The sequence below is a fragment of the Dyadobacter sp. CECT 9275 genome, from assembly GCF_907164905.1.
In the GTDB taxonomy this organism is placed as follows: Bacteria; Bacteroidota; Bacteroidia; order Cytophagales; family Spirosomataceae; genus Dyadobacter; species Dyadobacter helix.
Genome location: NZ_CAJRAF010000001.1, coordinates 472,934 through 495,353, shown reverse-complemented (window position 1 = coordinate 495,353; position 22,420 = coordinate 472,934). Strand labels below are relative to the sequence as shown.

Genomic DNA, 22,420 nt, shown 5'->3' with positions numbered 1-22,420 from the left:
AGAATTATTTGTTAACTTTACCTTCAATAGTTTACAAATTGAACAACTATTTGTTTACAAATATTTCACAATGAAAGAAGAATCGCTTGCCAATAAGGTATACCTCGAACTAAGAAGAAAAATACTCTCCAACCAGCTCAGCTCCGGCACACGGCTGAAAGAAGATTTCTGGGCCAAGAAAATGGAGGTGAGCCGAATAGCCATCCGCGAAGCGCTTACCCGGCTCATGGGCGAAAAACTTATTGTTTTTGGCGAAAAAGGAGGTTTTTTTGTAAAATCGATGACCGTTGATGACATCAGGGAAATCAGAGAACTTCGCGAGATACTGGAACTGGGCGCCCTGCGGCTGGCACTCGAAAAAATCGACGACCAGTACCTGCAAAAACTCGAAGCAATCTGCGACGATTTCACCAATATGGTACAGGGAGGTTATTTCGGCGGCGCCTGTGAGGCCGACGTTAAATTCCATGAAACACTCATCGACAGCGCCAACAACGAGAAGCTGCGCGATTTATACCAAGTGAGCAACATCCCACTGTTCCATCAGAAGCTGGGCAAAACCCAGACCCACATGGATGATTACGAACTGACCGACCAGGAACATCGTCAGATCCTGAAAGCCCTCAAAGAAAAGGATCCGAAGCTAGCCGAAGAAACCTTACGCAAACACCTGATCAGAGGAGAATCTGCGTCGTTAGACATGGATTAACACTTCACAAGCCCCCCTTTCTAATTGATCTGGTTACAGCCTCGCCCTTCCGATGCCTTACAAATACCAGACCCGCTCATCCTGCCTACCATAAACAATTTAAAATACTGTTTATGTTTACAAATTATCCCAGAACATCCCTAGCAAACACCCCTCAGCCGGCCAAATACAAATATAATTAGGCATAACCTGCAAATACACCTCAAAACATATTTTTTTGCCTAAATTCAAAAAACATTATTTTAATTTTTTTGTAAACATAAATATATTATTTTTGTAAACATAAATCCTTCAACCAAAGGATGGCAATACCAGATACCTGCTGATTACAGACTAACAGTTCGCATCCATTATTTAACCAACCTGTTGCCTATGGGAATATACTGTACGCATAACTCCAATTACTTAAGCATTTCATTTCCATTTAAACAATCCACTTCTTTTTTAATTTCTAAGTAACCCTGATGACGTGATTTTGAAGAAACTTGACCGAAAACTATGAAAACACAATCCAAAGTATTAAAAATTAACCCAAAGCCGAGTACCGGCAGACGCTTCACATTGGCTGCCCGGCTCACAGCTCTGCTACTTTGCGCGGAACTGGTCGGCAGCGTGGCTGCTCTGCCCATTGGTAGCCGGGTGTTTGCCCAGCAGACAAAACAGGTTACCGGCCGGGTAGTCGACAAAGCCCGGGTGGCCGTTCCGGGTGCATCTGTGGTTGCAAAAGGCAGTAACTCCGGCGTAATGACCGATACCGAAGGAAAATTTTCTCTATCCGTTCCGGAAGGCACTAACACGCTCACTATATCCTATATAGGTATGGTAACACTGGAAATCGAGATTGGCAACAAAACGACATTGGGAGATATCTCTATGACCGAAGACAATGTGGTGCTCCGGGAAGTAGTTGTAACCGCACTCGGTATAGAACGTACCGCTAAATCACTCACCTATTCTACCCAGCGAATTGGATCTGAACAGATTAATGAAGTCAGAGATGCCAACTTTACCAATACCCTTTCGGGAAAAATTGCAGGCCTGACCATCACGCCCTCAGCAAACGGCCCCGGTGGTGCCACCCGGATTGTGCTGCGCGGAAACCGGTCTATTCAGGGTTCCAATAATGCTCTGATTGTGGTGGATGGTGTCGCAATCGACAATTCCAGCCCAGCGGGCCAGGTACGTTACGATGCTGGTGGCCATAGTGGCAGTGACGGTGCGTCAAGTATCAACCCGGATGATATTGAATCCATTAACGTATTAAAAGGTGCAGCCGGTGCTGCGTTGTACGGTAGCCGTGCAGCAAACGGTGTCATCATTATTACAACAAAAAAGGGAAAAAGCGGAAAGGTGAATGTCAATTTCAACTCAGGTGTAACCTTCGACAAAGCATTTACCACACCTAACCTTCAGAACTCCTATGCCCAGGGTTCAGGCGGCATCTATTCCACGATCACCGGCGGAAGCTGGGGTCCGAAAATTGCGGGCCAGAGCGTTACCAACTGGGCGGGATCGACGGTGAATCTTCAGGCTTATCCTGATAATATCAAAGATTTCTTCCGCACCGCAGTGTCGACCAATAATTCGGTCGGGGTAAGCGGCGGATCTGAAAAAGTACAGTCGTACCTTTCCTACTCCAACAATTACATTAATGGGATAGTACCGCACAACTCCCTGTCACGTAATACTTTCAATGCCCGGCTGAGTTATGATATCACCGACCGACTCACAGCCGATGGAAAGATTACATACATGATCCAGAACATTTATAATAAACCTGGTGTAGGTGGTGACGGGATGGTGGTTGCCAACATTTATCGTATTCCGAGAAGCGTTGATCCCGCAACTCTGAAATCCTATAAAAATGTAAATACAACGGGGGTTGAAACACCTACTTACTGGACAAGCCCGGATGCGGTATATATGAATCCCTATTGGACGATCAACAATACACATCACGACGAAAACCGCAGCAGGGTTACTGGTTTATTGGTTTTAAGGTACAAACTAACCGACTGGCTCAATATCCAGGGACGGGTAAGCTCAGACCGGTACAATGATTTTATCAGCCAGAAATATGCCAACAATACGGTTAACTATGCGCGGCAGCCAGGAGGATACTATTCAGAAGGTAACGATTTTATATCTGAAAAAAATGCTGATATCCTCCTGACAGGTACAAATAACATTACACCTGAGCTAAAAATCAACTATAACATTGGTGGTTCTATATTAAACAGAAGCATGCGCCATCGTGTAAATGCTGCCGACGGACTTGGTTTCCCCAACAAATATGACCTTAGCTATGCTACAACCCTAAAAGTTGAAACGGCCACTACCAAACGGGAGTTACAATCCGTTTACGGAACGGCGCAGTTATCTTTCAAAGATTATCTGTTCCTGGACCTGACTGCCAGAAATGACTGGTCTAGTACGCTTCCTTCGCCCTATTCCTACTTCTATCCTTCTGTGGGACTGTCTGCCATTATCTCCGAAATGGTGAAACTTCCCACCTGGATCAGCCTTGGAAAAGTACGGGCATCGGTTACCAAGGTTGGTAATGACGCAGACCCCTATCTGCTTGGGCAAACGTATACCTATATCCGCGGTGGCCTGGGAGGTTACATTGCCAGCAGCAACACCAAAGCCATTGCTGACCTGAAACCCGAACTAACCCAGTCCTTTGAAGCAGGTACCGAATGGCGATTCTACAACAACCGTCTCGGCCTGGATTTCACGTATTACAAAACCAACTCTAAAAATCAGTTATTAAGAGTTGCTTCACCGGCTTCCTCGGGATATTCAACCCTAAATGTGAATGCGGGTAATATTCAGAACACCGGTTTTGAACTGGTACTTTCTGCAAAACCTGTTACAAGCAAAAATTTCACCTGGAACATCGGCCTCAACTATGCCGTGAACAAAAATAAGGTAGTGGAATTGTATGAAGGTGTGAGCCAGCTATACCTGGGTTCTTCAACAAGCGTCCGTTCCGCTACGCCGCTAATTAAAGAGGGAGGCTCATTTGGAGATCTTTATGGCTACAAATGGAAAACCTTGAATGGCAAACATGTGGTCAATGAAAATGGTGTTCCGGTAAAAACCGATGCTATCGAGAAACTGGGAAACTACAACCCGAAATTTACAGCAGGGTTCAATAACACATTTGCCTACAAAAGCTGGTCATTAGGAGTATTGGTGGACGGCAAATTTGGCGGGGTGATTACCTCCGGAACAGCTGCGCAAATGGCCTATGCGGGAACTGCTGCAAGCACCGAAAATTTCCGCGAAGCGGGCTCATGGGTTGTAAATGGTGTAACAGCCGAAGGCGCAGCCAATACGGTTGCAGTCAACAGCGAAAAATTCTGGCAAACCGTAGCGCAGGGAGACTATTCGTGGGGAGAATTTTTTACGTATCATGCAACAAATGTAAGAGTGAGGGAACTCACCCTGGGCTATGAGTTTAAAAACCTGCCTGGTTTTATCAAAATGGCTCGTTTGTCTTTTGTAGCCCGTAACCTGTTCTTCATCTACCGGGGTAATGCCATTCTGGACGTTCCGGGCGTAGGGAAACGCAAAATGGATTTCGACCCCGAGGTGAGCTTTGGCAACAGTAACTACCAGGGTATCGAATATTACAATCTTCCTTCAAGCAGGAATATTGGACTGAACCTGAAACTATCATTTTAAAATATTCTATCATGTTTAAGACGATAACAAAAATTTACACAGCAACCGCCGGGCTCGCCCTGTTTGCACTGGCCGCAGTTGGCCTCGTTGGCTGTACCGATGATTTTACCGCCATGAATACCGACGGTACGAAAATCAGTACTGTGGGGAGCACCGAATACCCATACCTGTTTGCATATGCGCTGATGACCCCCACCCTAAGCCCTGATAATTTTGAAGTCGGGGAAGGTACCATCGCCTCGGTTTATTCGCAGTTCCTGTCTCAGGCTGCTCATTCCTTCCCAACCGACCGTTACGTAATTCGTCAGGACTGGATGCCTGCTTGCTGGAACCCGGTTTATACCTCAGCGGCGCCTCAGCTGAAAACCATCATGAGCGGAACTGAAACCCAGTCCGCAGAAAATGCACTGGCTAACATCTGGTGGGTATGGACGTTTCACAGGGTAACGGATTATTTTGGCCCGATACCTTATTTCGACGCTGCCTCTGGTAAAAGGTATATCTCCTATACCCCCCAGGACTCCGTTTATTATGATTTTTTCAAAAAACTGGATGCAGCTTCTACGGTGCTGAAATCTCACCAAAGCGAAAAGCCATTCGGAATTTACGACCTTGTTTACAATAAAAACGCGAGCCCGGCAACCGCCTGGATGAAGTTTGCCAATACTTTAAGACTCAGACTTGCGCTTCGTATTTCAAAAGTAAATCCGACATTAGCCAAACAACAGGCAGAGGCCGCGGTAGCTGCGGGTGTTTTGACCAACATTGCGGACGACGCCTATATGCCAAAGTCCACCACTACCTACAACGAATACAATGGACTTGCGGTAACCGCTGGCTGGGATGACGTACGTATGAGTGCTTCCATGGAATCCATTCTGAAAGGATATGATGACCCCCGCTTGCCGGTTTACTTCCAGCCATCGGTGGCTACCGGAACATACGAAGGGGTGAGGAACGGACTATTTACATCGGAAAAAATTATCGACATTAATTCCCGTTTGTTCAATTCCAATATGGGAACCCGGTGGGTAAACTGGGTAAACAATGACTGGAAAACGACGTACAACGTTCCGCAGGATATCATGCATACGGCCGAAGCCTATTTCCTGCGGGCAGAAGGTGCCCTCAACGGATGGAATATGGGAGGAACTGCGGAGGAGTTTTACAAAAAAGGGATTGAAACATCCATGGCACAGTGGGGAATAACCGACCAGGCTGCTGTTGCGAAGTACATTGCCAATACTGCTGTGCCCATTGCACCTAAGGATGGTATGAATTCTCCGGCCGTGAATGATTACCCTGTAAAGTGGAGCGCAACCGAAGATATGCAGCGCAAACAGGTAGCACAGCAAAAATGGCTGGCACTCTTTCCTGACGGCATGGAAGGTTGGGCGGAAGTCAGGAGAAGCGGTTTGCCAAAACTGTATCCGATCGTACATAGCGAAAATACTGACTTGCCCCAGGGCAAATTCATCCGCCGAATGCCCTTTCTGGATACCGAAAAGCAAACCAACGCTGCCGAGGTTACCAAAGCTGTTAAAATGTTAGGCGGAGCAGACAACGCTGCCACCCCGCTCTGGTGGGACAAAAATTAGAAGCCACCAAAATAATTCCATCGTTCAGTATGTTTTCCATGCGAAACCTGCTCATATCTGCCCTGCTGTTTTCCGCAGGTAAGTTTGTGCAGGTTTCGCATGTGATTACCGGCCCTTATTTTTTAGCGGCCCCGACACAAGCTTCATCATTCAGCATACATTTCACAGGCAAATCCGCCGAAACTGATATCTGACAAACACTTCAACCCAAAACACTTAATGATACACTTGTTATCTCGAATCTGGATTATCTGTCTGTTTGCAATTCCCGCTGTATCCCAGTCACTGCCGGTACTCTTTCCCAAGCCCAGCCAAATCCAGTATGGCAACGGCCATTTCAAGCTTTCTGAGCTTACCACTTTCGCTTCACCCTCCGCTTCAAAAGATATCTCATTTGCGCTTAAAACACTCACTGACGCGGTTTCGGAACGCACCGGAAAACCGGTTAAAAGTAGCCCCACACAACCAAAAGCTACATTAAGCTATACCTTTCATGAAAAAGGACGCACCCTGCCCGAAGTAGCGGAAAGCGAAAACAAAAGCGAAAGGGAACATTACAGTATCACCATCAGTCCTGAAAAAATTCATATCAATGCGCAAACCTCAACCGGCCTTTTTTACGCTGTTCAAACATTGCGACAATTGATCCAGGGTTCCGGAGCTGGCGCCAAATTGCCGGAAGTCATCATTGATGATCGTCCCCAACTGGCTTACAGAGGTATCATGATGGATTTTGCCCATGGCGGCCTGGCCACCGTGCAGGAGATTAAAAACCAGATCGATTTCCTCGCCCGCTGGAAAACCAACCAGTACTATTTCTATAATGAGGTAAGTATTGCACTCGACGGGTTTCCGTCAATTGGGTACCAGTCTGGCTACACCAAATCCCAGATCTCAGAAATCATAGCCTACGGAAAAGAACGTCATATGGATGTAATTCCTTTCCTGAACCTCTACGGGCATTTGCACGAGTTGCTGCGGAAGGAAAAGTATGCCGATCTTGCCATCGGCAAATATGGTCACGAATTAAATCCGCAAAAATCCGCCGCCAACGAACTCCTGAAAAACTGGATCAAACAATACACAGCACTTTTTCCAAGTCCGTTTATCCATGTTGGTTTTGACGAGACCTGGGAAACAAAACGTATTGCAGACGACGGTGATATCAAAATTGATTCGGAAAAACTGTGGCTTCAGCAATTGAGCTTTGTACAAAATGAGTTAAAAAAATATGGCAAAACCGTCATGACATGGACAGATATGAACAATTATTATCCGGACATCATGAAGAAACTGCCAGAAGGAATCATCCCGGTCATCTGGGAATACAAGCCCGATACCCTGGAAATCAACAAATACCTTAACCCGGTACTCAAGGAAAACAAAAGGTTTCTGATACAGCCAGCGGTATCAGGCTGGGGCCACATTTATCCCGATGTGGATTACACTTACACCAATATAGAACTATGCCTGAAAGCAGGTATCCGGAATAAAAGTCTTGGTTTTATCAATTCTGTCTGGACAGATCCGGTAGAACCCTTTGTACGCCCCTCGTGGCTATTTATGGCGTATGGAAGCATCGGAGCCTGGCAAGGTATTGTGCCGGACAAAAACGCTTTCGCAAAAGACTACGCTACTTTAATGTACCCCAAAGTAGCTCAGGAAATGAGCAAGGCATTCGATTACCTGAAAGAATCGAACGTTTACCTCAACAGATCGCTGGGCCGTAACACGGGCGGAATGCCTCGTGGCACCATTGTGGAAAGCTGGGCCAATCCCTTTTTACCATACTATCTTAAAAATACCCGGGAGCATACTGACGACTTTAAGAACGCAAGAAAAATGAGCGAAGAAGCGCAGGATCAGCTCATCACGGCACTTGAAAAGTGTGATCAGAAAGACACGGCTTTCATTAATTCCCTCCTGGTTTCTGCACGCTTGATGGCTTACACAGCCACCCGGTTTTTGTGGGCCCACACCATTTGTGAACGCTGGAATCATTCGATGCTGGAAAAGAAGAAAAATGACTTTGTCGTATATGATATCACCTATCTCTGCCATGGCTTACTGGTTGATATGATGGACGAAAACGGAGAATTGAAAGACGCTTATGCCCAGGCCTGGAAAACAGAATACATGCCTTACCGCCTCAATACCATTCTAGGCAGGTTCGAGGTAGAACATGCGCTTTGGCAAAAACTTTATCTGAAAGTGAATGATTACAGGATTCAGAATCCTGCAGAAAACGTATCGGATAGATCATTTGAGGAATTATTCCGACCTGATTTTTAACAATAAGTGCCGTAACACATTCCTCCACAGCAAGGGTTAAATTTAATTTGTAAACTAAATTACATAATTTTTGTTTACAAATTAAATTGTATAAATTTGAATCATTATCTGAAACAGAGTTATTATTTTAAGAAATAAAGAAAAAGCACGCTCATATTATGCTGTTTTCCAACCTGGCCTATACGTCTATCCAAGCACTTGCAACTGACAAAATCCTGTTGTTACCTCTGGGCGCCATTGAACAACATGGCCCTCAGCTGGCAGTGGCAACAGACACTGATATTGTCAGCAATGTGGCTTCCCAGGTTGAAAAAAACTTACCGTCCGATGTCTTACTTTGCCCGACGCTCCCATTCGGATCAAGTGATCACCATCTGGATTTTGGCGGTACGATCAGCATCGGTCCGGAACTGTATAGCAAAGTTATTGTCGACATTGTGCTGTCTATGTTGTCAGGAGGTTTTCGCAAAATAGTTTTGCTAAATGGCCATGGCGGCAATATCACTCCCGTGAAACAAGCTCTTGCCGTATTAAGCAAAACGGTAGATGAAAAATACAAACCCAACATTGCCCTCGCAACATACTGGGAGGTAGGCGGAAAGGCTTTTGCTGGTGCCCCGCCGATGGAAAGCCCGGCGCTAAGCCATGCATGCGAATACGAAACAAGCTTAATGTTACATCTTTTCCCGGAAAAGGTGTGGATGGACAAAGCCGAAAGAGCTCCCCGGCCAGCAAGTAACGGGTACATTCCATGGGAGGATGACGAGGCTTATAAAGGTGTGACCCTGTTTAAACCCACCAGGTTTATTTCCGGTAATGGCAGCAGCGGAGAACCTCAGCTTGCCACTCCTGACAAAGGGAAACACCTTTTCGAAACCGCAGTCCGGACGGTTACCGAGTTTTTAATATCATTTAAGGAATGGCCATTGATGGAAAGCCTTAAAAAATAGAAGCAGACCAGAAAAACATTTTACCCGACAGATACTAACATACGATACCAAAATCACAGGCCCCCAAACCCTGAATAAGACACTGAACCATGAGTAAAACAGAAATACACCACCCCGACAAAATTGCAGATACCGGTGCTTATTCCGCTGGCATCCTGGTAGACGGCTGGCTTTTTGTTAGCGGCCAGGGCTCGCTCGATCTTGCAACCGGCGAGGTCATCCGCGGGACAATTGAGGAAGAGACAGCCAATACTTTGCATCACATTCTCAAGATCGTGGAAGCAGCCGGCGGCACCAAAGAGGACATTGTTAAATGCACTGCACACCTGAGCGACATCAACGATTTTGACCGATACAATAAAACTTACGCTTCATTTTTTGAGGGGATAAAGCCTGCCCGCACCACTGTTCAGTCGGTTTTGGGAGATGGTATCAAAGTAGAGATTGATGCCATAGCAAGGATTAGGAAGGTGTAACCGGTTTTTAAAATAGTGAAACATGATCAACAAAATAAAAATTGGTACCGTCGGCCTCGGGCTTATGGGGAGCAGCATTGCTACCTGTATTTTGGCCGCCGGACATGAGGTTACCTCGCTCGTAAAAGATATAACAGAAGCCGGTACTGCCAGGGAACGCATCCTGAATTTCCTGAAAGAACTTGAAGCTGAAGGATTCTTGCAGGAAGGTGCAGATGTGATCATTCAAAAAATTACCATCACGGACCAGCTGGATCTGCTGGCTGGGCATGAGGTAATCATCGAAACCATTACGGAAAGTGTTGACGAGAAACAAAAATTGTATCGGGAGCTTGAAAAAGTTGTGTCCCCTGCTGCTATCATCGGGAGCAATACATCTGCTATTCCTGTATCTATTCTGCAGGAAGGGCTTCGGCACCCCGAACGCCTGCTAGGGATCCACTGGGCTGAACCTGCACACATTACACGTTTCATGGAAGTGATCTGCGGGAAGTCTTCCGACATTAAAAATGCTGAGGCTATTGTAAAACTGGCTGAAAGCTGGGGAAAAGAACCTTCACTGCTGAAAAAAGATATCCGCGGATTTATTACCAACCGGATCATGTATGCCATGCTCCGGGAAGCTTTTAATCTGGTGGAAAACGGATATGCGACCGTTGAAGATGTGGACCGTTCGCTACGGAACGACCTCGGGTACTGGATCACTTTTGCAGGCCCATTCCGGTTCATGGATCTTACCGGTATCCCGGCATATTTAACCGTGATGAAGGATCTTTTTCCTGAGCTTGACAATAGTACACACACCCCGGAGATAATGGAGAAGCTGGTGGCGGAGGGTGCAAAGGGGGTCGGTAATGGGAAAGGATTTTACCCTTATACCAAAGAAACGGCCGCAAAATGGGAGGAGTCCTTCATCGAATTTAGTTATGACATCCGTAAGCTCGCAGAAAAATACAATACCAAATCCATTGAATCATAAATGACCCTTATCCATTCCATTCGCGCAACCGAGGTAATTGTCCCATCCAAACCTGGCAGCCTCAACTCTGACCTGGTCCTGGACAAGGATACCGAATTTGCAAAAAAATTCATGACAGGAGAAAGCTGGACTCAATTTGCCAGCCAGCCCAAATGGATTATTGAAATCAAACTTAAAAATGGCCTGACCGGCATAGGTGAAACCTACCGGAGCGCATCCAGGGAACTCCTCTGGGCCGCCATGCAGAATTTTACAGGAAAAGATGTACTCAAACTAAACTGGAGACGGCTCCCGGTAACCGACCAGCGGATTTATGAGGCATTTGAAAGTGCAGTTCTGGACGTGGTGGGCAAGCTTTTGAATGTTCCGGTATACCAACTGCTGGGCGGAGGCTATCGTGACCGCGTGGACTGCAACGGCTGGACAGGTCGCAGAACCCCCGAAGATGCTGCCCAAAAGGCTTACGAAGCCATGCAGAAAGGACATAAGGTTTTTAAATTCAAATGTTCGGATGAAGACCCGGTTCGTTTATGGACGGATGAAATCAGAAAAAAATGCGGTGAAGGAATCAAAATAATCCTGGATCCCAACCAGCGATGGAATGATGTACAAACCACATTAAAATTGATGGAAGGGGTGGACACCAGCATCATGTTTGGACTCGAAGACCCCATCCTGCACGGAGATGTTGCAGGTTTCCAATACCTGAAATCCAATTTAGGCATCCCGCTTTACCGGCATATTTCGCTGCCTTACACCCAGGACATCCGGGACATGATCACATTTGTGCGGGCCGATGCCGCCGATGGTTATAATTTCAACGGCTCCGCCTATAATTGTGTACTCCTGGCCGAGATTGCCCACATGGAAGGCAAAACATGCTGGCGCGGCTCGGAGGTGGACCTTGGGATTTCCGAAGCCATGGGATTGCATATTGCCGCAGCAAGCATTAACTGCAGCATACCTTCCGATATTTTCGGAGAATTGGTGCGGGAAGATGACCTGCTCAAAAATCCGATCCGATTTGAAAATGGGGCGGCCATAGTACCTGCCGGCTCCGGACTTGGCATAGTACCCGACTATGACGCGATTGACAAATACAAAACGAACCAGTTTTTAGAAAGTACTATATGAGCAAATCCATCACGTCCTGGGTTATCCTCTTCGTTTGTAACCTGATCTGGTCATTTCACTTTACCTGCATCAAACTGACGCAGGATCAGGTTGGCCCCTACTTCACTGTGTGGGCTCCTATGGTACTGGCCACTCTTTTCCTTATCCCCTTTGTGATCAAGGATTTCAAAAAGGGAAATAGAAAGCTGAAAGACTATCTGATATTTATCCAGCTGGCGGCCCTGGGTGCCTTTCCTTCACAGGTGTTCATGACCTACGGTACGCAGTATTCACTGGCCAGCAATGCTGCCATTCTTGTACTGGCTCTTCCGGTAGTCACTGCCGTTTTTGCCTTTCTGATCTTAAAAGAAAAAATGAACCGGGCTCGCTGGATCAGTTTTGCCATCGCAATCATAGGTGTGGTATTATGCTCCACGGACGATCTTAAAAAAATGGATTTCAGTTCTCAATATGCCTGGGGAAATATCCTGATAATAATCGCGATTGCAGGTAACGGATACTACAATGTTGGCTGCAAGCAGATATCCGGCAAATTTACCGAAATGGAAATGGTATTTTACACTTACCTCTTTCTGGTGATTTTCCTGGCACCCTTGGTGGCATATTACGAACCGGAAATGTTCTCCAGAATACCTGACTATACCACACAGACCTGGATCGGAATGATAGCACTCACACTCTTTCACAATTTCCTGTCCATGCTGCTGTTCTTTAAAGCACTTAAAAACCTGGATGCCACACAGGTAGCACTTTCCAACTATCTCATTACGCTGATGGGCCTTCCAATCGCCGCATTTATACTGGGAGAAACCTTGAAAACGCAAGCCATCATCGGGGGAGTTCTGGTATTGGCTTCCACCTTAATACTTACAATTGTAGATAACAAAGCACAACAAAAAAACCTGACGAAAGTAAACTCAGAAACAATATGATTAATACAGCAGACGAATTCGACGGTGTAGTTCCTATTATTCCTACCCCCTTTACCGAAAATGAGGACATTGACGACAACGCCCTCCGTGACCTGATCGACTTTGCCATCGCAAGTGGCATCAAGGCTGTTTGTCTTCCCGCCTACGCAAGTGAATTTTACAAACTCACTGACGAAGAAAAACTACATGTAGTCAAGGTTGCTGTTGACCATGCAGCGGGCAGGATCAAAATTGTAGCGCAGTCCAATCACCCGTCTCTCAAAATAGCTATCAGGCTGGCACAGGCCAATGTTGCGGCAGGTGCCGATGTGGTTTCACTGGCCGTTCCCCGGATTTTCAGCCTCCCCGAAAACGCATTGAAAGCCTATCTCTCAGAATTTCTCCAGTCAATTCCCAATACCCCTGTTTTGATTCAGGATTTCAACCCGGGCGGTTCATCCATTAGCGTAAGTTTTATTAAAAACCTGATGGATGAAAATCCGAATTTCAAATACCTGAAACTGGAAGAACCCCTTTGTGCGCCCAAATTTGATGAGATCATCAAAATCACCGAGGGCAAAGTCGGGCTCTTCGAAGGCTGGGGCGGGCTATATATGTTAGAACTAATTCCTGTAGGAATTCGTGGCGTAATGCCAGGGCTGGCCGTTTCGGATATCCTGCAAAGAGTTTTTAACTTGCGGAGCAACGGTGAAGATGCCAAAGCTTTTGATCTTTTTGAAAAAGTGATGCCGCAGATATTCTTCTCACTACAAAATATGGAGCTTTTTCATTACGCCGAAAAAGAGCTGCTGATAGCCCGTGGAATACTCACCAACAGTATATCACGTAAGGCCGCCTATATACCGGACGCTTCGTCGATCAGTTATATCAGGGAGCTCAACCAGCGGATCATCAATTTGCTGCACGACGAAAATTACGAGATTACACCACTGGAATTGAATACAAGTAAGTAAAAAACATACGGCAGGTACACTGCCTCAAAACACCTAAACCGTTAACATGACTGATTTTCAAGGACAAGTTGCTATCATTACCGGTGCTGCCTCCGGTCTTGGCCTCGCAATTGCTAAAAAATTACTGAATGAAGGTGCCAAAGTAGGGTTACTGGATTATAACGAAACGGCTTTAAAAAACGAATTTGACCATTTTCCTGACCAGTCTGAATCAATTGTCCTTGATATCACCAGGCAGGATTTAGTTGAAAGCGCGATTGAACAGATACTCAAAAGGTTTGGCAGAATTGATATTCTGGTCAACTGCGCAGGCATTACGGGAATCACTAACACGCACAGCCATCTGGTAAGCTCCGAAAACCTGCATAAGGTTTTTGAGCTGAACTTTATGGCGAGTTTTTACACTTCCAAGGCTGTTTTACCCAGTATGCTTGCAAACAATTATGGCCGTATTCTGCATATTGCCTCCATTGCCGGGAAAGAAGGGAATGCCGGAATGCTGGCTTATTCGGCAAGCAAGGCGGCGGTGATCGGAATGACAAAAGTACAGGGCAAAGAATATGCAGAAAATGGTATCACCGTTAATGCACTGGCACCGGCAGTAATTCAGACGCCGCTTGTAGCTGCCATGCCCGAAGCCCAGGTGAAATACATGACCGACAAAATCCCGATGAAACGCTGTGGTACCCTGGAAGAAGCCGCTAACCTTGCAACCTATATCGTTTCTAAAGAAAACAGCTTCACCACTGGTTTTACCTTCGACTTGTCGGGCGGGAGAGCAACTTATTAACGGTGCAGCTCTCTCGCTATGGTTATGATCCTGTATCCAGAAACGGGGCAAGCCAATCTTTAGACAGAAATTTCTCACGATGAACCCAAAATGAAATGACCGATAAAGCAATGTATTTCATTCAACCCATACACGGCGACATGCTTCATGCCCGGGACGGCGCGCTGACCGGGGAGTCATTGAAAACAAAAGTATCAGTGGCTGCCCCAGCGGGAAATTCAATTACGATTAATGGTGTTCAAACGAACTTCGAGGATAGTTACTATTCCGCTGAAATCGAGCTTTCCGATTATGAAAATACCCTGGAAGCCGTAAACGCCACAACCGGAGAGCACACCCGCATCACCGTGTATCGTCTCAAAAATTTCGCAGGGAAATACCGCCTTTCTATCGACGACAACATCTGGTTCCTGAGAGATATCCAGCAGCAAGCTGATGTGTACAGCTCCCTTTTTGAGCACCCTTATCTGGCTGTGCTGAAAGAAATCAACGATACCTATGGTACGAAAATACATCTGAACCTTTTCTACGAAACAGAAGGTTTCAACCTGTCTCAGTTTACTGACAAATTTAAAGAGGAGTGGAAAGACAATGCCGGTTGGCTCACTTTAAGCTTTCATGCCCGCGGTGAATTTCCCGATCAGCCCTATATCAGCGCAGATTATGATACGGTAAAAAAGGATTGCGACCTGGTGATCGGGGAGATCAGGCGTTTTGCCGGGGAAGAAGTAATGACCGGCGTAACAACCATACACTGGGGAGAAGCCACCCGGGAGGCCTCCAGGGCGTTGAGAGATGCTGGCTATCGGGGGCAACTGGGATATTTCAATGTGGATGACGACCTGTATCCGGCAAGCTATTACCTGAGCGTAGAAGAAAGGCGGCATATCAAAAAACGTTTTGTATGGAAAGACATGAGTGAAAATGTGGTTTTCATCAAAACGAGTATTGTGATTGATATCAAAAAAATAGAAGAAATAGAGCCCTGGCTCAATCAGTATGCCGAAGAAGGTAGCAGTCCACCTTATGTGGACCTGCTGGTGCATGAGCAATATTTTTATTCGTCCTACTTCAATTATCAGCCCGATTACCGCGAAAAACTGATCACCGCAGTAAAATGGGCCCATAATAATGGATACCAGCCGGCATTTTTAGATACATGTATTTCAGAATAAGAAACGGTTCAACCACATGGAAAGTAAGCGCAGAGAATTTTTAAAACAGGCAGGGCTGATGGGAATGGCACTCAGTACCCCGTCGGAATTACAACTGACAAAGGCGTTGACTGATAAGAATCACGTTCAGAAATTCAATATGTCGGGTTATGCCGCTCCCAAACTGGACGTCGTACGGATTGGTTTTATAGGCCTGGGCAACCGTGGCATGGCGGCGGTGGAACGTATGAATAAAATCCAGGGGGTTGAAATAAAAGCACTCTGCGATCTGCGCCCTGAAAAAGTGAATGAAGCAAAAAAAATGGTCGAAGTTTCGGGTCAGAGCCCCGGACTTTATGATACCCACCCCGATGCCTGGAAAAAGCTATGCGACAGAAATGATATTGATCTGGTGTACATTGTAACCCCATGGGCACTACACACACCAATGGCCGTATTTGCGATGAACCATGGGAAACATGTCTGTGTGGAAGTACCTGCCGCCAAAACAATAGAAGAATGCTGGCAGTTGGTGGAGACGTCGGAACGTACCAGGAAACATTGTATGATGACCGAAAACTGCTGTTATGATTTTACCGAATTGCTAAATCTGAATCTGGCCCGTAACGGTTTTTTTGGGGAAGTTACCCACGGAGAAGGCGCTTATATCCACAGTTTAACAGAATATGTTTTTTCAAAAGACAGGTTTTACCAGATGTGGGAGCTGAAAGAGCTTTCACAGCGTACGGGAAACCTGTACCCAACGCACGGGCTTGGCCCTATTTGCCAGATCATGGATATCAACAGAGGAGACCAGATGGACTACCTGGTATCCATGTCTAATAATGATTTTGTCATGGCAGATACCGCCAGAGAACTCGCCGCCAAAGATCCTGATTTCAAATCCTTTGTCGGCAAGCCCTACAACGGTATGATGAATACTACCACGATCCGGACAAAGAAAGGCAAGACGATCATGCTTCAGTTTGACGTGATTTCTCCCCGTCCCTATTCGCGCATACAGCTCATCAGTGGTACCAAAGGCAGTGCGCTGAAGTATCCGCTTCCCGCCCGCTATTCACAGGGACACGAATGGCTCTCGGATGAAGAATTTAAAGCGCTTGAAGAAAAATATACCCCACCCATTGTTAAAAAAATTGGGGAAGTGGCCAAACAGGTTGGTGGCCACGGAGGTATGGATTTCCTGATGGACTGGCGCACCATTGACTGTCTCAGAAACGGACTGCCGCTTGATCAGGACGTTTACGACGCTGCATTGTGGAGCGCCATAGGACCTTTGAGTGAGTGGTCGGTGGCACATCGGTCCAATTCTGTTAATGTTCCCGATTTTACAGCAGGATCCTGGAAAACAAACCGCCCTGTGGACATCTCCATGGAAAAAGGCGGAACTACACAAACGAAGATCTGAAATACCCCGGCACGATATCACCATCCTCCTGGAAAATACGTGCCGGGACCCTTATCCAGACTGATCGCCTAAACTGAAAACTCCCCCCCCTCAGAAGCGGTTAACGTACAGCCCGCTTACCCGAAAGGGCGGAAACGATGTCATCCAACCCGCAGGCAGAATTTCCTTCCCCTCCTAAAAACATTTACCAAATAAAAAGTTGGTATTATAATCTTCATAAAATAAAAATTTTATATTTGTGTATCTGATTTCGCCGGGTCCAGGCGGATCCGGCAAAAATTAAAAATTCATTTATTTCATATCGGTATTAAAATTCTACAATACTGAGTTATCCTGAAAAGACGTATATGTACATTTTAAAAAGCTTATACCCTTTTAATCCTAAATTTTTCGGGTACGTACCCGAAACCTCAGATCAACGGAATATTCTACGACCAACATTTTGATTATCAATATAATGCAGCGAAAATGAACATTCCCTTCCCGACCCTATTTTTCAGCATTGTTTTTACCGTCTGCATCATAGGGCAGCCGTTAGCACAAGTACTCACCTATACAGCTGATGACGGCACATTAAAGCCAGTCAAGAATAAAAAAGATTTACAGGAAAAGCGGAAGCAGGTCCTTGAGGGAATGCAGGATGTAATGGGTAAGCTGCCGTATAATCCCAAAGCGGCCGTGCCGGTCCTTCGGATTGCGGACAGTATCAAAACGGATAAATATACCCGGTATACCATTGCTTTTGACGTTGCGGAGAACGAACCAGTAAGTGCTTACTTATATATTCCAGTTGCTGGAAATAGGCACAAGTTTCCGGCAATGCTGGCGTTGCATCCAACCAATGCTCTTGGCATGAAAAGCGTAGATGGGCAGGGCACCGTTGAAAACCGGGGTTACGCCAAAGAACTCGCCGAGCGCGGTTATGTCGTCATTGCACCGGACTATCCCAGTTTTGGAGACGCAAAAGATTACAATTTTAAAACCGACCGTTATGAGTCGGCAACGATGAAAGGGATCTTTAACCACATGCGGTGTGTGGATATCCTGGCTTCACGAAAAGAGGTAGATCCCGACCGGATCGGCGTCATCGGACATTCCCTTGGCGGGCACAATGCCATGTTTGTAGCCGCTTTTGACCCCCGCCTGAAAGTGGTGGTAACCAGCTGCGGCTGGACACTTTTTGACTACTATAACATTGGTGAAGAAGCCTCCAAAAAATATGGTGGCCGCCTGGGCCCCTGGGCTCAGGAAAGATATATGCCGCTTTTCAGAGATAAGTACGGCCTTGACGGCAAAAAAATCCCATTTGATTTTGATGGGGTAATAGCCGTTATAGCCCCAAGGGCATTCTTTTCCAATTCTCCGGTCAACGACAGCAATTTCGATGTCGCCGGTGTAAGAAAAGGCATTGCAAATGCTTCCTGGGCATACCAGCACAAACCCGATATGATCCAGGTAAGATATCCGGCGTCAGCCCACGATTTTCCGACGGAGACACGCATGGAAGCATATCGGTTCATTGATCGTATTTTAAAAAACTAAACAAACCCTTGATATCCTGTCATCTAATCATTTACACTTATGTCTGATTTTTCGAGACGTGAATTTATAAAACAGAACGCAATGGCCGTTGCGGGAGCAGCACTGACATCCGGTGTTTCAGGCAAGCTGGCTGCAGCAGGTATTCAGACGGCATCTACCCCTGCAATCCTGGGTGGAACGCCGTCCTGGAGCAAAGCCCAATGGCCTTCCTGGCCAACCTGGAATCCTGAAACGGATGAAAAGCAGGTTCTGCAGGTACTGCGCAGCGGAGTCTGGTCCCGAGCGGAAGTCGTCACGGAATTTGAAAAAGCATGGGCAGCGGCAATAGGCGTAAAACGAAGCCTGGCGGTTGTGAATGGTACCAACGCGCTGGTAACAGCGATTTCGCAGTTTAATATTGAAGCAGGCGATGAGGTACTGGTGCCTCCTTATACTTTTATTGCCACTGTAAGCGCCGTACTGACCAATGGAGCAATGCCCGCTTTCGTTGATATAGATCCCAATACCTATCAGATGGATCCGGCTAAAATCGAAGCTAAAATTACTCCACGGACCAAGGCCATTATCCCTGTTCATATTCTGGGCCTGCCTGCTGACATGGACAAGATCATGGCCATTGCCAAAAAACATAACCTCATCGTTATTGAAGATGCATGCCAGGCACATTTGGCAGAAATTAATAAAAAAAGAGTGGGGTCAATCGGCCATGCGGGTTGTTTTAGTTTTCAAAATTCCAAAAACCTGCCCATTGGAGAAGGCGGTGCCGTCACCAGTAACGATGATGCCTTCCTGGACCGCTGTTTTTCCTTTACCAATTTCGGGAACCCGTACGGAAGTGCGGTGGGTGCGGTTGGAACGGGCGCCACCATGCAGGGTACCAAACTCAGATGGACTGAATACCAGGCGGCCATTGGACTGGCACAGTTAAAAAGGCTTGATGCCGAAACCACCACTCGCAACGAGAACGCTGCTTATTTAAAATCCAAAATCAAAGACATCCCGGGTATTGTGCCTTACCAGTTGTACCCCAATGTAACCCGCGCAGCGTTTCACCTTTTTCCATTCCGGTACAAACAGGATGCATTCAAAGGCCTTACAAGAGCCGGCTTTCTGAAAGCTCTGGCAGCGGAGGGTGTTCCCTGTTCCAGTGGGTACAACACCCTGAACACCCAGCCATTCCTGAACGAAACTTTTCAGTCAAAAGGTTACCAGGGAATTTATCCGAAGGAATTACTGGATATTAAAAAATACAACGAAAGAAACCAATGCCCGCAAAACGACCTGCTTTGCAAGGAAGCGGTATGGTTTACCCAAAATATGCTGTTGGGAACCAAAAATGATATGGACCTGATAGCCAATGCCATCGAAAAGATATATACCAACGCAGAGAAAATTAAAACCCTGGATCAGAAATGAAACGGAATCACGTACATGTTCATCTCCTTTTACTGCTTCTGATGGCTAGCCACCTGGTTTCGGCCAACGGAAAAGCAGCTGGCTGGAAGGCAGGTGTTGCCAGGGTCGTTATTACACCCGATCAAAACATGTGGATGGCAGGGTTCGCCAGCCGCACCCATGCTTCGGAAGGAAAACTGCATGAGCTCTGGGCAAAGGCCCTGGTATTTGAAGATGCAAATGGTAAAAGGTCTGTGCTGGTTACCTCAGATCTGCTCGGGCTTCCCAAGAAAATGTCGGATGAAATCAGGAATCAGCTTAAAGCAAGTTATAATCTATCAAAAGATCAGATCATCCTGAACAGTTCGCACACCCATTCAGCGCCGGTTTTGAAGGAAGCATTGACGGATATATACCCCATCACTGCCGAAGACCAGGTGAAAATAGACCAGTACGGAGACAAGCTCGTCGGGCAGTTTGTCAAACTGGTGGGAGATGCCATCAAAGCATTAAAGCCTGCTGAAATATATGCACGTAACGGAGTAGCCAGATTTCAGGTCAACCGCCGTAATAACGATGCAGGCATACTGGAACGCCTCACTGAATTACAGGGACCCAATGATTTTGCGGTACCAGTGATTAAAGTCACCGACGATCAGGGTAAGCTGATGGCCATTGCCTTTGGTTATGCCTGTCATCCAACTGTACTGGACGGATACAATTGGTCTGGCGATTATCCCGGGTATGCGCAACTGGAGCTGGAAAAGCTGTATCCGGGTACGACTGCTATGTTTTTTCAGGGAGCTGGTGCAGACCAGAATCCCCTTCCGCGCCACACTGTTCCGTTGGCCAAACAGTACGGAAAAACCCTTGCTGCGGCTGTAGAACGAATTTTGAGCGAGGACATGCCCAAACTGACGCCTGTTTTAAAAACCGCCTATTCCGAAATTGACCTTGCATTTTCTACGGCACCTACTTTGGCCGAACTTAAAAAGTATTCAGAAACAGCAGCGGGGTACCAGAAACGCTGGGCCATGCGGATGATTGAAAAAATAAATAAAGGTGAAGCGTTTGACAAAACATATCCTTACCCGGTTCAGGTGTGGAAACTGGGAGAACTCCCCATCATGACCCTGGGCGGAGAGCTGGTCGTACAGTATGCCATTGAACTAAAAAAAATATTCGGGCAGCAAATTTTTGTCATGGGCTATTCCAATGACGTGATGACCTACATCCCCTCGGCTACCATTCTGCGTGAAGGAGGTTACGAAGGTGAGATTGCCGCCATAGTTTATGGACTGCCAGGCACCTGGACTTCGGAAGTGGAGCAGGATATACTGCATGGTATTACCCAACTGGCAGAACAGGTGGGAGTTCCCAAACCGGAGTCAAAACTGATTAAATAATTATTGTTTCCTGAAAAGAAGAATATGTGTAAAACCCAACCCATTTCCAGACGAGATTTTATTATTGGCACCAGTACCTTGCTTTTAGGTAATGCACTGGCCTCTCATGCCGGCGAGAGTTCTTTTCAGGACAAGGAACCCATTATCGATATCCACCAGCATACCAACTATGCAGGACGGCCTCAGGAGCAACTCCTGGCACATCAGCGGGCAATGGGCATTACCAAAACCATTCTGTTGCCTGCGGGTACGCCCTCTTTCGGATTATCCACACATAAGGGAACCACCAACGGCTTACAGGCAAAATGCGGCGTCAATTCGGTTTGTTACGATTTTGCAAAAAGTTATCCCAGCGAATTTACTTTTGGAGCCAACGAAGTTCCTGATCTGCCCGATGCCACCAAAGAAATTGAAAAATACCTTAAACTGGGAGCACCGGTCATAGGCGAATTAAAGTTTGGTGTGGACTGCGACTCAAAGGAAATGCAGAGAATATACAAGCTTGCAGAACATTACAATGTGCCTGTGCTCATGCACTGGCAGTTTCAGATGTTCAATTACAATTTTGAACGTTTTCCTAAGATGCTGGAGAAATATCCCAAGGTCAATTTCATAGGCCATGCGCAAACCTGGTGGGCCAATATCGATAAAAACCACACAGACCAGAGCATATTATACCCAAAAACAAAAGTTACAAAGGGCGGCCTCACCGATAAGCTGCTGAGTGACTACCCCAATATGTACGGAGACATGTCGGCGGGCTCTGGCCTGTTATCCATGACAAGGGATGAAGAGCACGCACGCGATTTTATCAAGAGGCATCAGGACAAGCTGCTCTATGGCAGTGATTGCGATGACAGCGTAGGACACGGCGAAAAGTGCCAGGGGGCGCAAACCCTCATCGAGATCAGAAAACTGGCCCCCGACAAAAAGGCCGAAAGAAAGATACTTTACGAAAACGCCAAAAAACTTTTTCGCCTCTGACAGTACT

17 protein-coding genes are annotated in these 22,420 nt (G+C 46.4%); all 17 read left to right on the top strand.

Annotated features, from left to right (window positions below; all coding sequences use genetic code 11):
- Positions 1–70: 70 nt before the first annotated feature.
- Positions 71–709: a GntR family transcriptional regulator gene (locus KOE27_RS01965; RefSeq protein ID WP_215237182.1), complete on the top strand. Its 639-nt coding sequence runs from the start codon at positions 71–73 to the stop codon at positions 707–709.
- Positions 710–1,207: 498 nt separating this feature from the next.
- The gene (locus KOE27_RS01960; protein WP_215237181.1) at positions 1,208–4,399 is read left to right on the top strand and encodes a SusC/RagA family TonB-linked outer membrane protein; all 3,192 of its coding nucleotides are present in this window, start codon (positions 1,208–1,210) and stop codon (positions 4,397–4,399) included.
- 11 nt (positions 4,400–4,410) lie between these two features.
- The gene (locus KOE27_RS01955) at positions 4,411–5,997 is read left to right on the top strand and encodes a SusD/RagB family nutrient-binding outer membrane lipoprotein (protein ID WP_215237180.1); all 1,587 of its coding nucleotides are present in this window, start codon (positions 4,411–4,413) and stop codon (positions 5,995–5,997) included.
- A gap of 219 nt (positions 5,998–6,216) precedes the next feature.
- Entirely contained in the window at positions 6,217–8,289 is a 2,073-nt protein-coding gene (locus tag KOE27_RS01950) for a glycoside hydrolase family 20 zincin-like fold domain-containing protein (protein WP_215237179.1), read from the top strand.
- Between the two features lie 158 nt (positions 8,290–8,447).
- Entirely contained in the window at positions 8,448–9,239 is a 792-nt protein-coding gene (locus tag KOE27_RS01945; protein WP_215237178.1) for a creatininase family protein, read from the top strand.
- Between the two features lie 89 nt (positions 9,240–9,328).
- On the top strand, positions 9,329–9,715 hold the full coding sequence (locus KOE27_RS01940; protein ID WP_215237177.1) for a RidA family protein: 387 nt from the start codon (positions 9,329–9,331) through the stop codon (positions 9,713–9,715).
- A 22-nt stretch (positions 9,716–9,737) separates the two neighbouring features.
- Positions 9,738–10,694, top strand: coding sequence for a 3-hydroxyacyl-CoA dehydrogenase family protein (locus KOE27_RS01935; RefSeq protein ID WP_215237176.1), 957 nt, complete (start codon positions 9,738–9,740; stop codon positions 10,692–10,694).
- A complete protein-coding gene (locus KOE27_RS01930) occupies positions 10,695–11,828 on the top strand; it encodes a mandelate racemase/muconate lactonizing enzyme family protein (RefSeq protein ID WP_215237175.1) in 1,134 nt (377 codons plus the stop codon). It begins immediately after the preceding gene.
- Positions 11,825–12,760 carry a DMT family transporter gene (locus KOE27_RS01925; RefSeq protein WP_215237174.1) on the top strand — a complete coding sequence of 312 codons (936 nt, stop codon included), beginning with the start codon at positions 11,825–11,827 and terminating at the stop codon, positions 12,758–12,760. The genes KOE27_RS01930 and KOE27_RS01925 overlap by 4 nt, the downstream gene beginning before the upstream one ends.
- Positions 12,757–13,713 (top strand): dihydrodipicolinate synthase family protein, encoded by a 957-nt coding sequence (locus tag KOE27_RS01920; protein WP_215237173.1) that lies wholly within the window; start codon positions 12,757–12,759, stop codon positions 13,711–13,713. The genes KOE27_RS01925 and KOE27_RS01920 overlap by 4 nt, the downstream gene beginning before the upstream one ends.
- Before the next feature lie 46 nt (positions 13,714–13,759).
- Complete coding sequence (locus tag KOE27_RS01915; RefSeq protein WP_215237172.1) at positions 13,760–14,503, top strand: SDR family NAD(P)-dependent oxidoreductase; 744 nt, start codon at positions 13,760–13,762, stop codon at positions 14,501–14,503.
- 95 nt (positions 14,504–14,598) lie between these two features.
- Positions 14,599–15,678, top strand: a complete 1,080-nt coding sequence (locus KOE27_RS01910) for a hypothetical protein (RefSeq protein WP_215237171.1) — start codon at positions 14,599–14,601, stop codon at positions 15,676–15,678.
- Between the two features lie 16 nt (positions 15,679–15,694).
- On the top strand, positions 15,695–17,086 hold the full coding sequence (locus tag KOE27_RS01905; protein WP_215237170.1) for a Gfo/Idh/MocA family protein: 1,392 nt from the start codon (positions 15,695–15,697) through the stop codon (positions 17,084–17,086).
- 468 nt (positions 17,087–17,554) lie between these two features.
- On the top strand, positions 17,555–18,628 hold the full coding sequence (locus KOE27_RS01900) for an alpha/beta hydrolase (protein ID WP_215237169.1): 1,074 nt from the start codon (positions 17,555–17,557) through the stop codon (positions 18,626–18,628).
- A gap of 39 nt (positions 18,629–18,667) precedes the next feature.
- Entirely contained in the window at positions 18,668–20,044 is a 1,377-nt protein-coding gene (locus KOE27_RS01895; protein WP_215237168.1) for a DegT/DnrJ/EryC1/StrS family aminotransferase, read from the top strand.
- Complete coding sequence (locus KOE27_RS01890) at positions 20,041–21,429, top strand: neutral/alkaline non-lysosomal ceramidase N-terminal domain-containing protein (protein WP_215237167.1); 1,389 nt, start codon at positions 20,041–20,043, stop codon at positions 21,427–21,429. The genes KOE27_RS01895 and KOE27_RS01890 overlap by 4 nt, the downstream gene beginning before the upstream one ends.
- Positions 21,430–21,453: 24 nt before the next feature.
- Positions 21,454–22,413, top strand: coding sequence for an amidohydrolase family protein (locus KOE27_RS01885; protein WP_215237166.1), 960 nt, complete (start codon positions 21,454–21,456; stop codon positions 22,411–22,413).
- Positions 22,414–22,420: the final 7 nt, after the last annotated feature.

Coding starts and splice junctions, on each gene's coding strand:
- KOE27_RS01895 (WP_215237168.1), top strand. CDS start 18,668: ATGTCTGATTTTTCGAGACGTGAATTTATAAAACAGAACGCAATGGCC.
- KOE27_RS01890 (WP_215237167.1), top strand. CDS start 20,041: ATGAAACGGAATCACGTACATGTTCATCTCCTTTTACTGCTTCTGATG.
- KOE27_RS01965 (WP_215237182.1), top strand. CDS start 71: ATGAAAGAAGAATCGCTTGCCAATAAGGTATACCTCGAACTAAGAAGA.
- KOE27_RS01920 (WP_215237173.1), top strand. CDS start 12,757: ATGATTAATACAGCAGACGAATTCGACGGTGTAGTTCCTATTATTCCT.
- KOE27_RS01925 (WP_215237174.1), top strand. CDS start 11,825: ATGAGCAAATCCATCACGTCCTGGGTTATCCTCTTCGTTTGTAACCTG.
- KOE27_RS01905 (WP_215237170.1), top strand. CDS start 15,695: ATGGAAAGTAAGCGCAGAGAATTTTTAAAACAGGCAGGGCTGATGGGA.
- KOE27_RS01885 (WP_215237166.1), top strand. CDS start 21,454: ATGTGTAAAACCCAACCCATTTCCAGACGAGATTTTATTATTGGCACC.
- KOE27_RS01930 (WP_215237175.1), top strand. CDS start 10,695: ATGACCCTTATCCATTCCATTCGCGCAACCGAGGTAATTGTCCCATCC.
- KOE27_RS01915 (WP_215237172.1), top strand. CDS start 13,760: ATGACTGATTTTCAAGGACAAGTTGCTATCATTACCGGTGCTGCCTCC.
- KOE27_RS01960 (WP_215237181.1), top strand. CDS start 1,208: ATGAAAACACAATCCAAAGTATTAAAAATTAACCCAAAGCCGAGTACC.
- KOE27_RS01950 (WP_215237179.1), top strand. CDS start 6,217: ATGATACACTTGTTATCTCGAATCTGGATTATCTGTCTGTTTGCAATT.
- KOE27_RS01900 (WP_215237169.1), top strand. CDS start 17,555: ATGAACATTCCCTTCCCGACCCTATTTTTCAGCATTGTTTTTACCGTC.
- KOE27_RS01940 (WP_215237177.1), top strand. CDS start 9,329: ATGAGTAAAACAGAAATACACCACCCCGACAAAATTGCAGATACCGGT.
- KOE27_RS01935 (WP_215237176.1), top strand. CDS start 9,738: ATGATCAACAAAATAAAAATTGGTACCGTCGGCCTCGGGCTTATGGGG.
- KOE27_RS01910 (WP_215237171.1), top strand. CDS start 14,599: ATGACCGATAAAGCAATGTATTTCATTCAACCCATACACGGCGACATG.
- KOE27_RS01945 (WP_215237178.1), top strand. CDS start 8,448: ATGCTGTTTTCCAACCTGGCCTATACGTCTATCCAAGCACTTGCAACT.
- KOE27_RS01955 (WP_215237180.1), top strand. CDS start 4,411: ATGTTTAAGACGATAACAAAAATTTACACAGCAACCGCCGGGCTCGCC.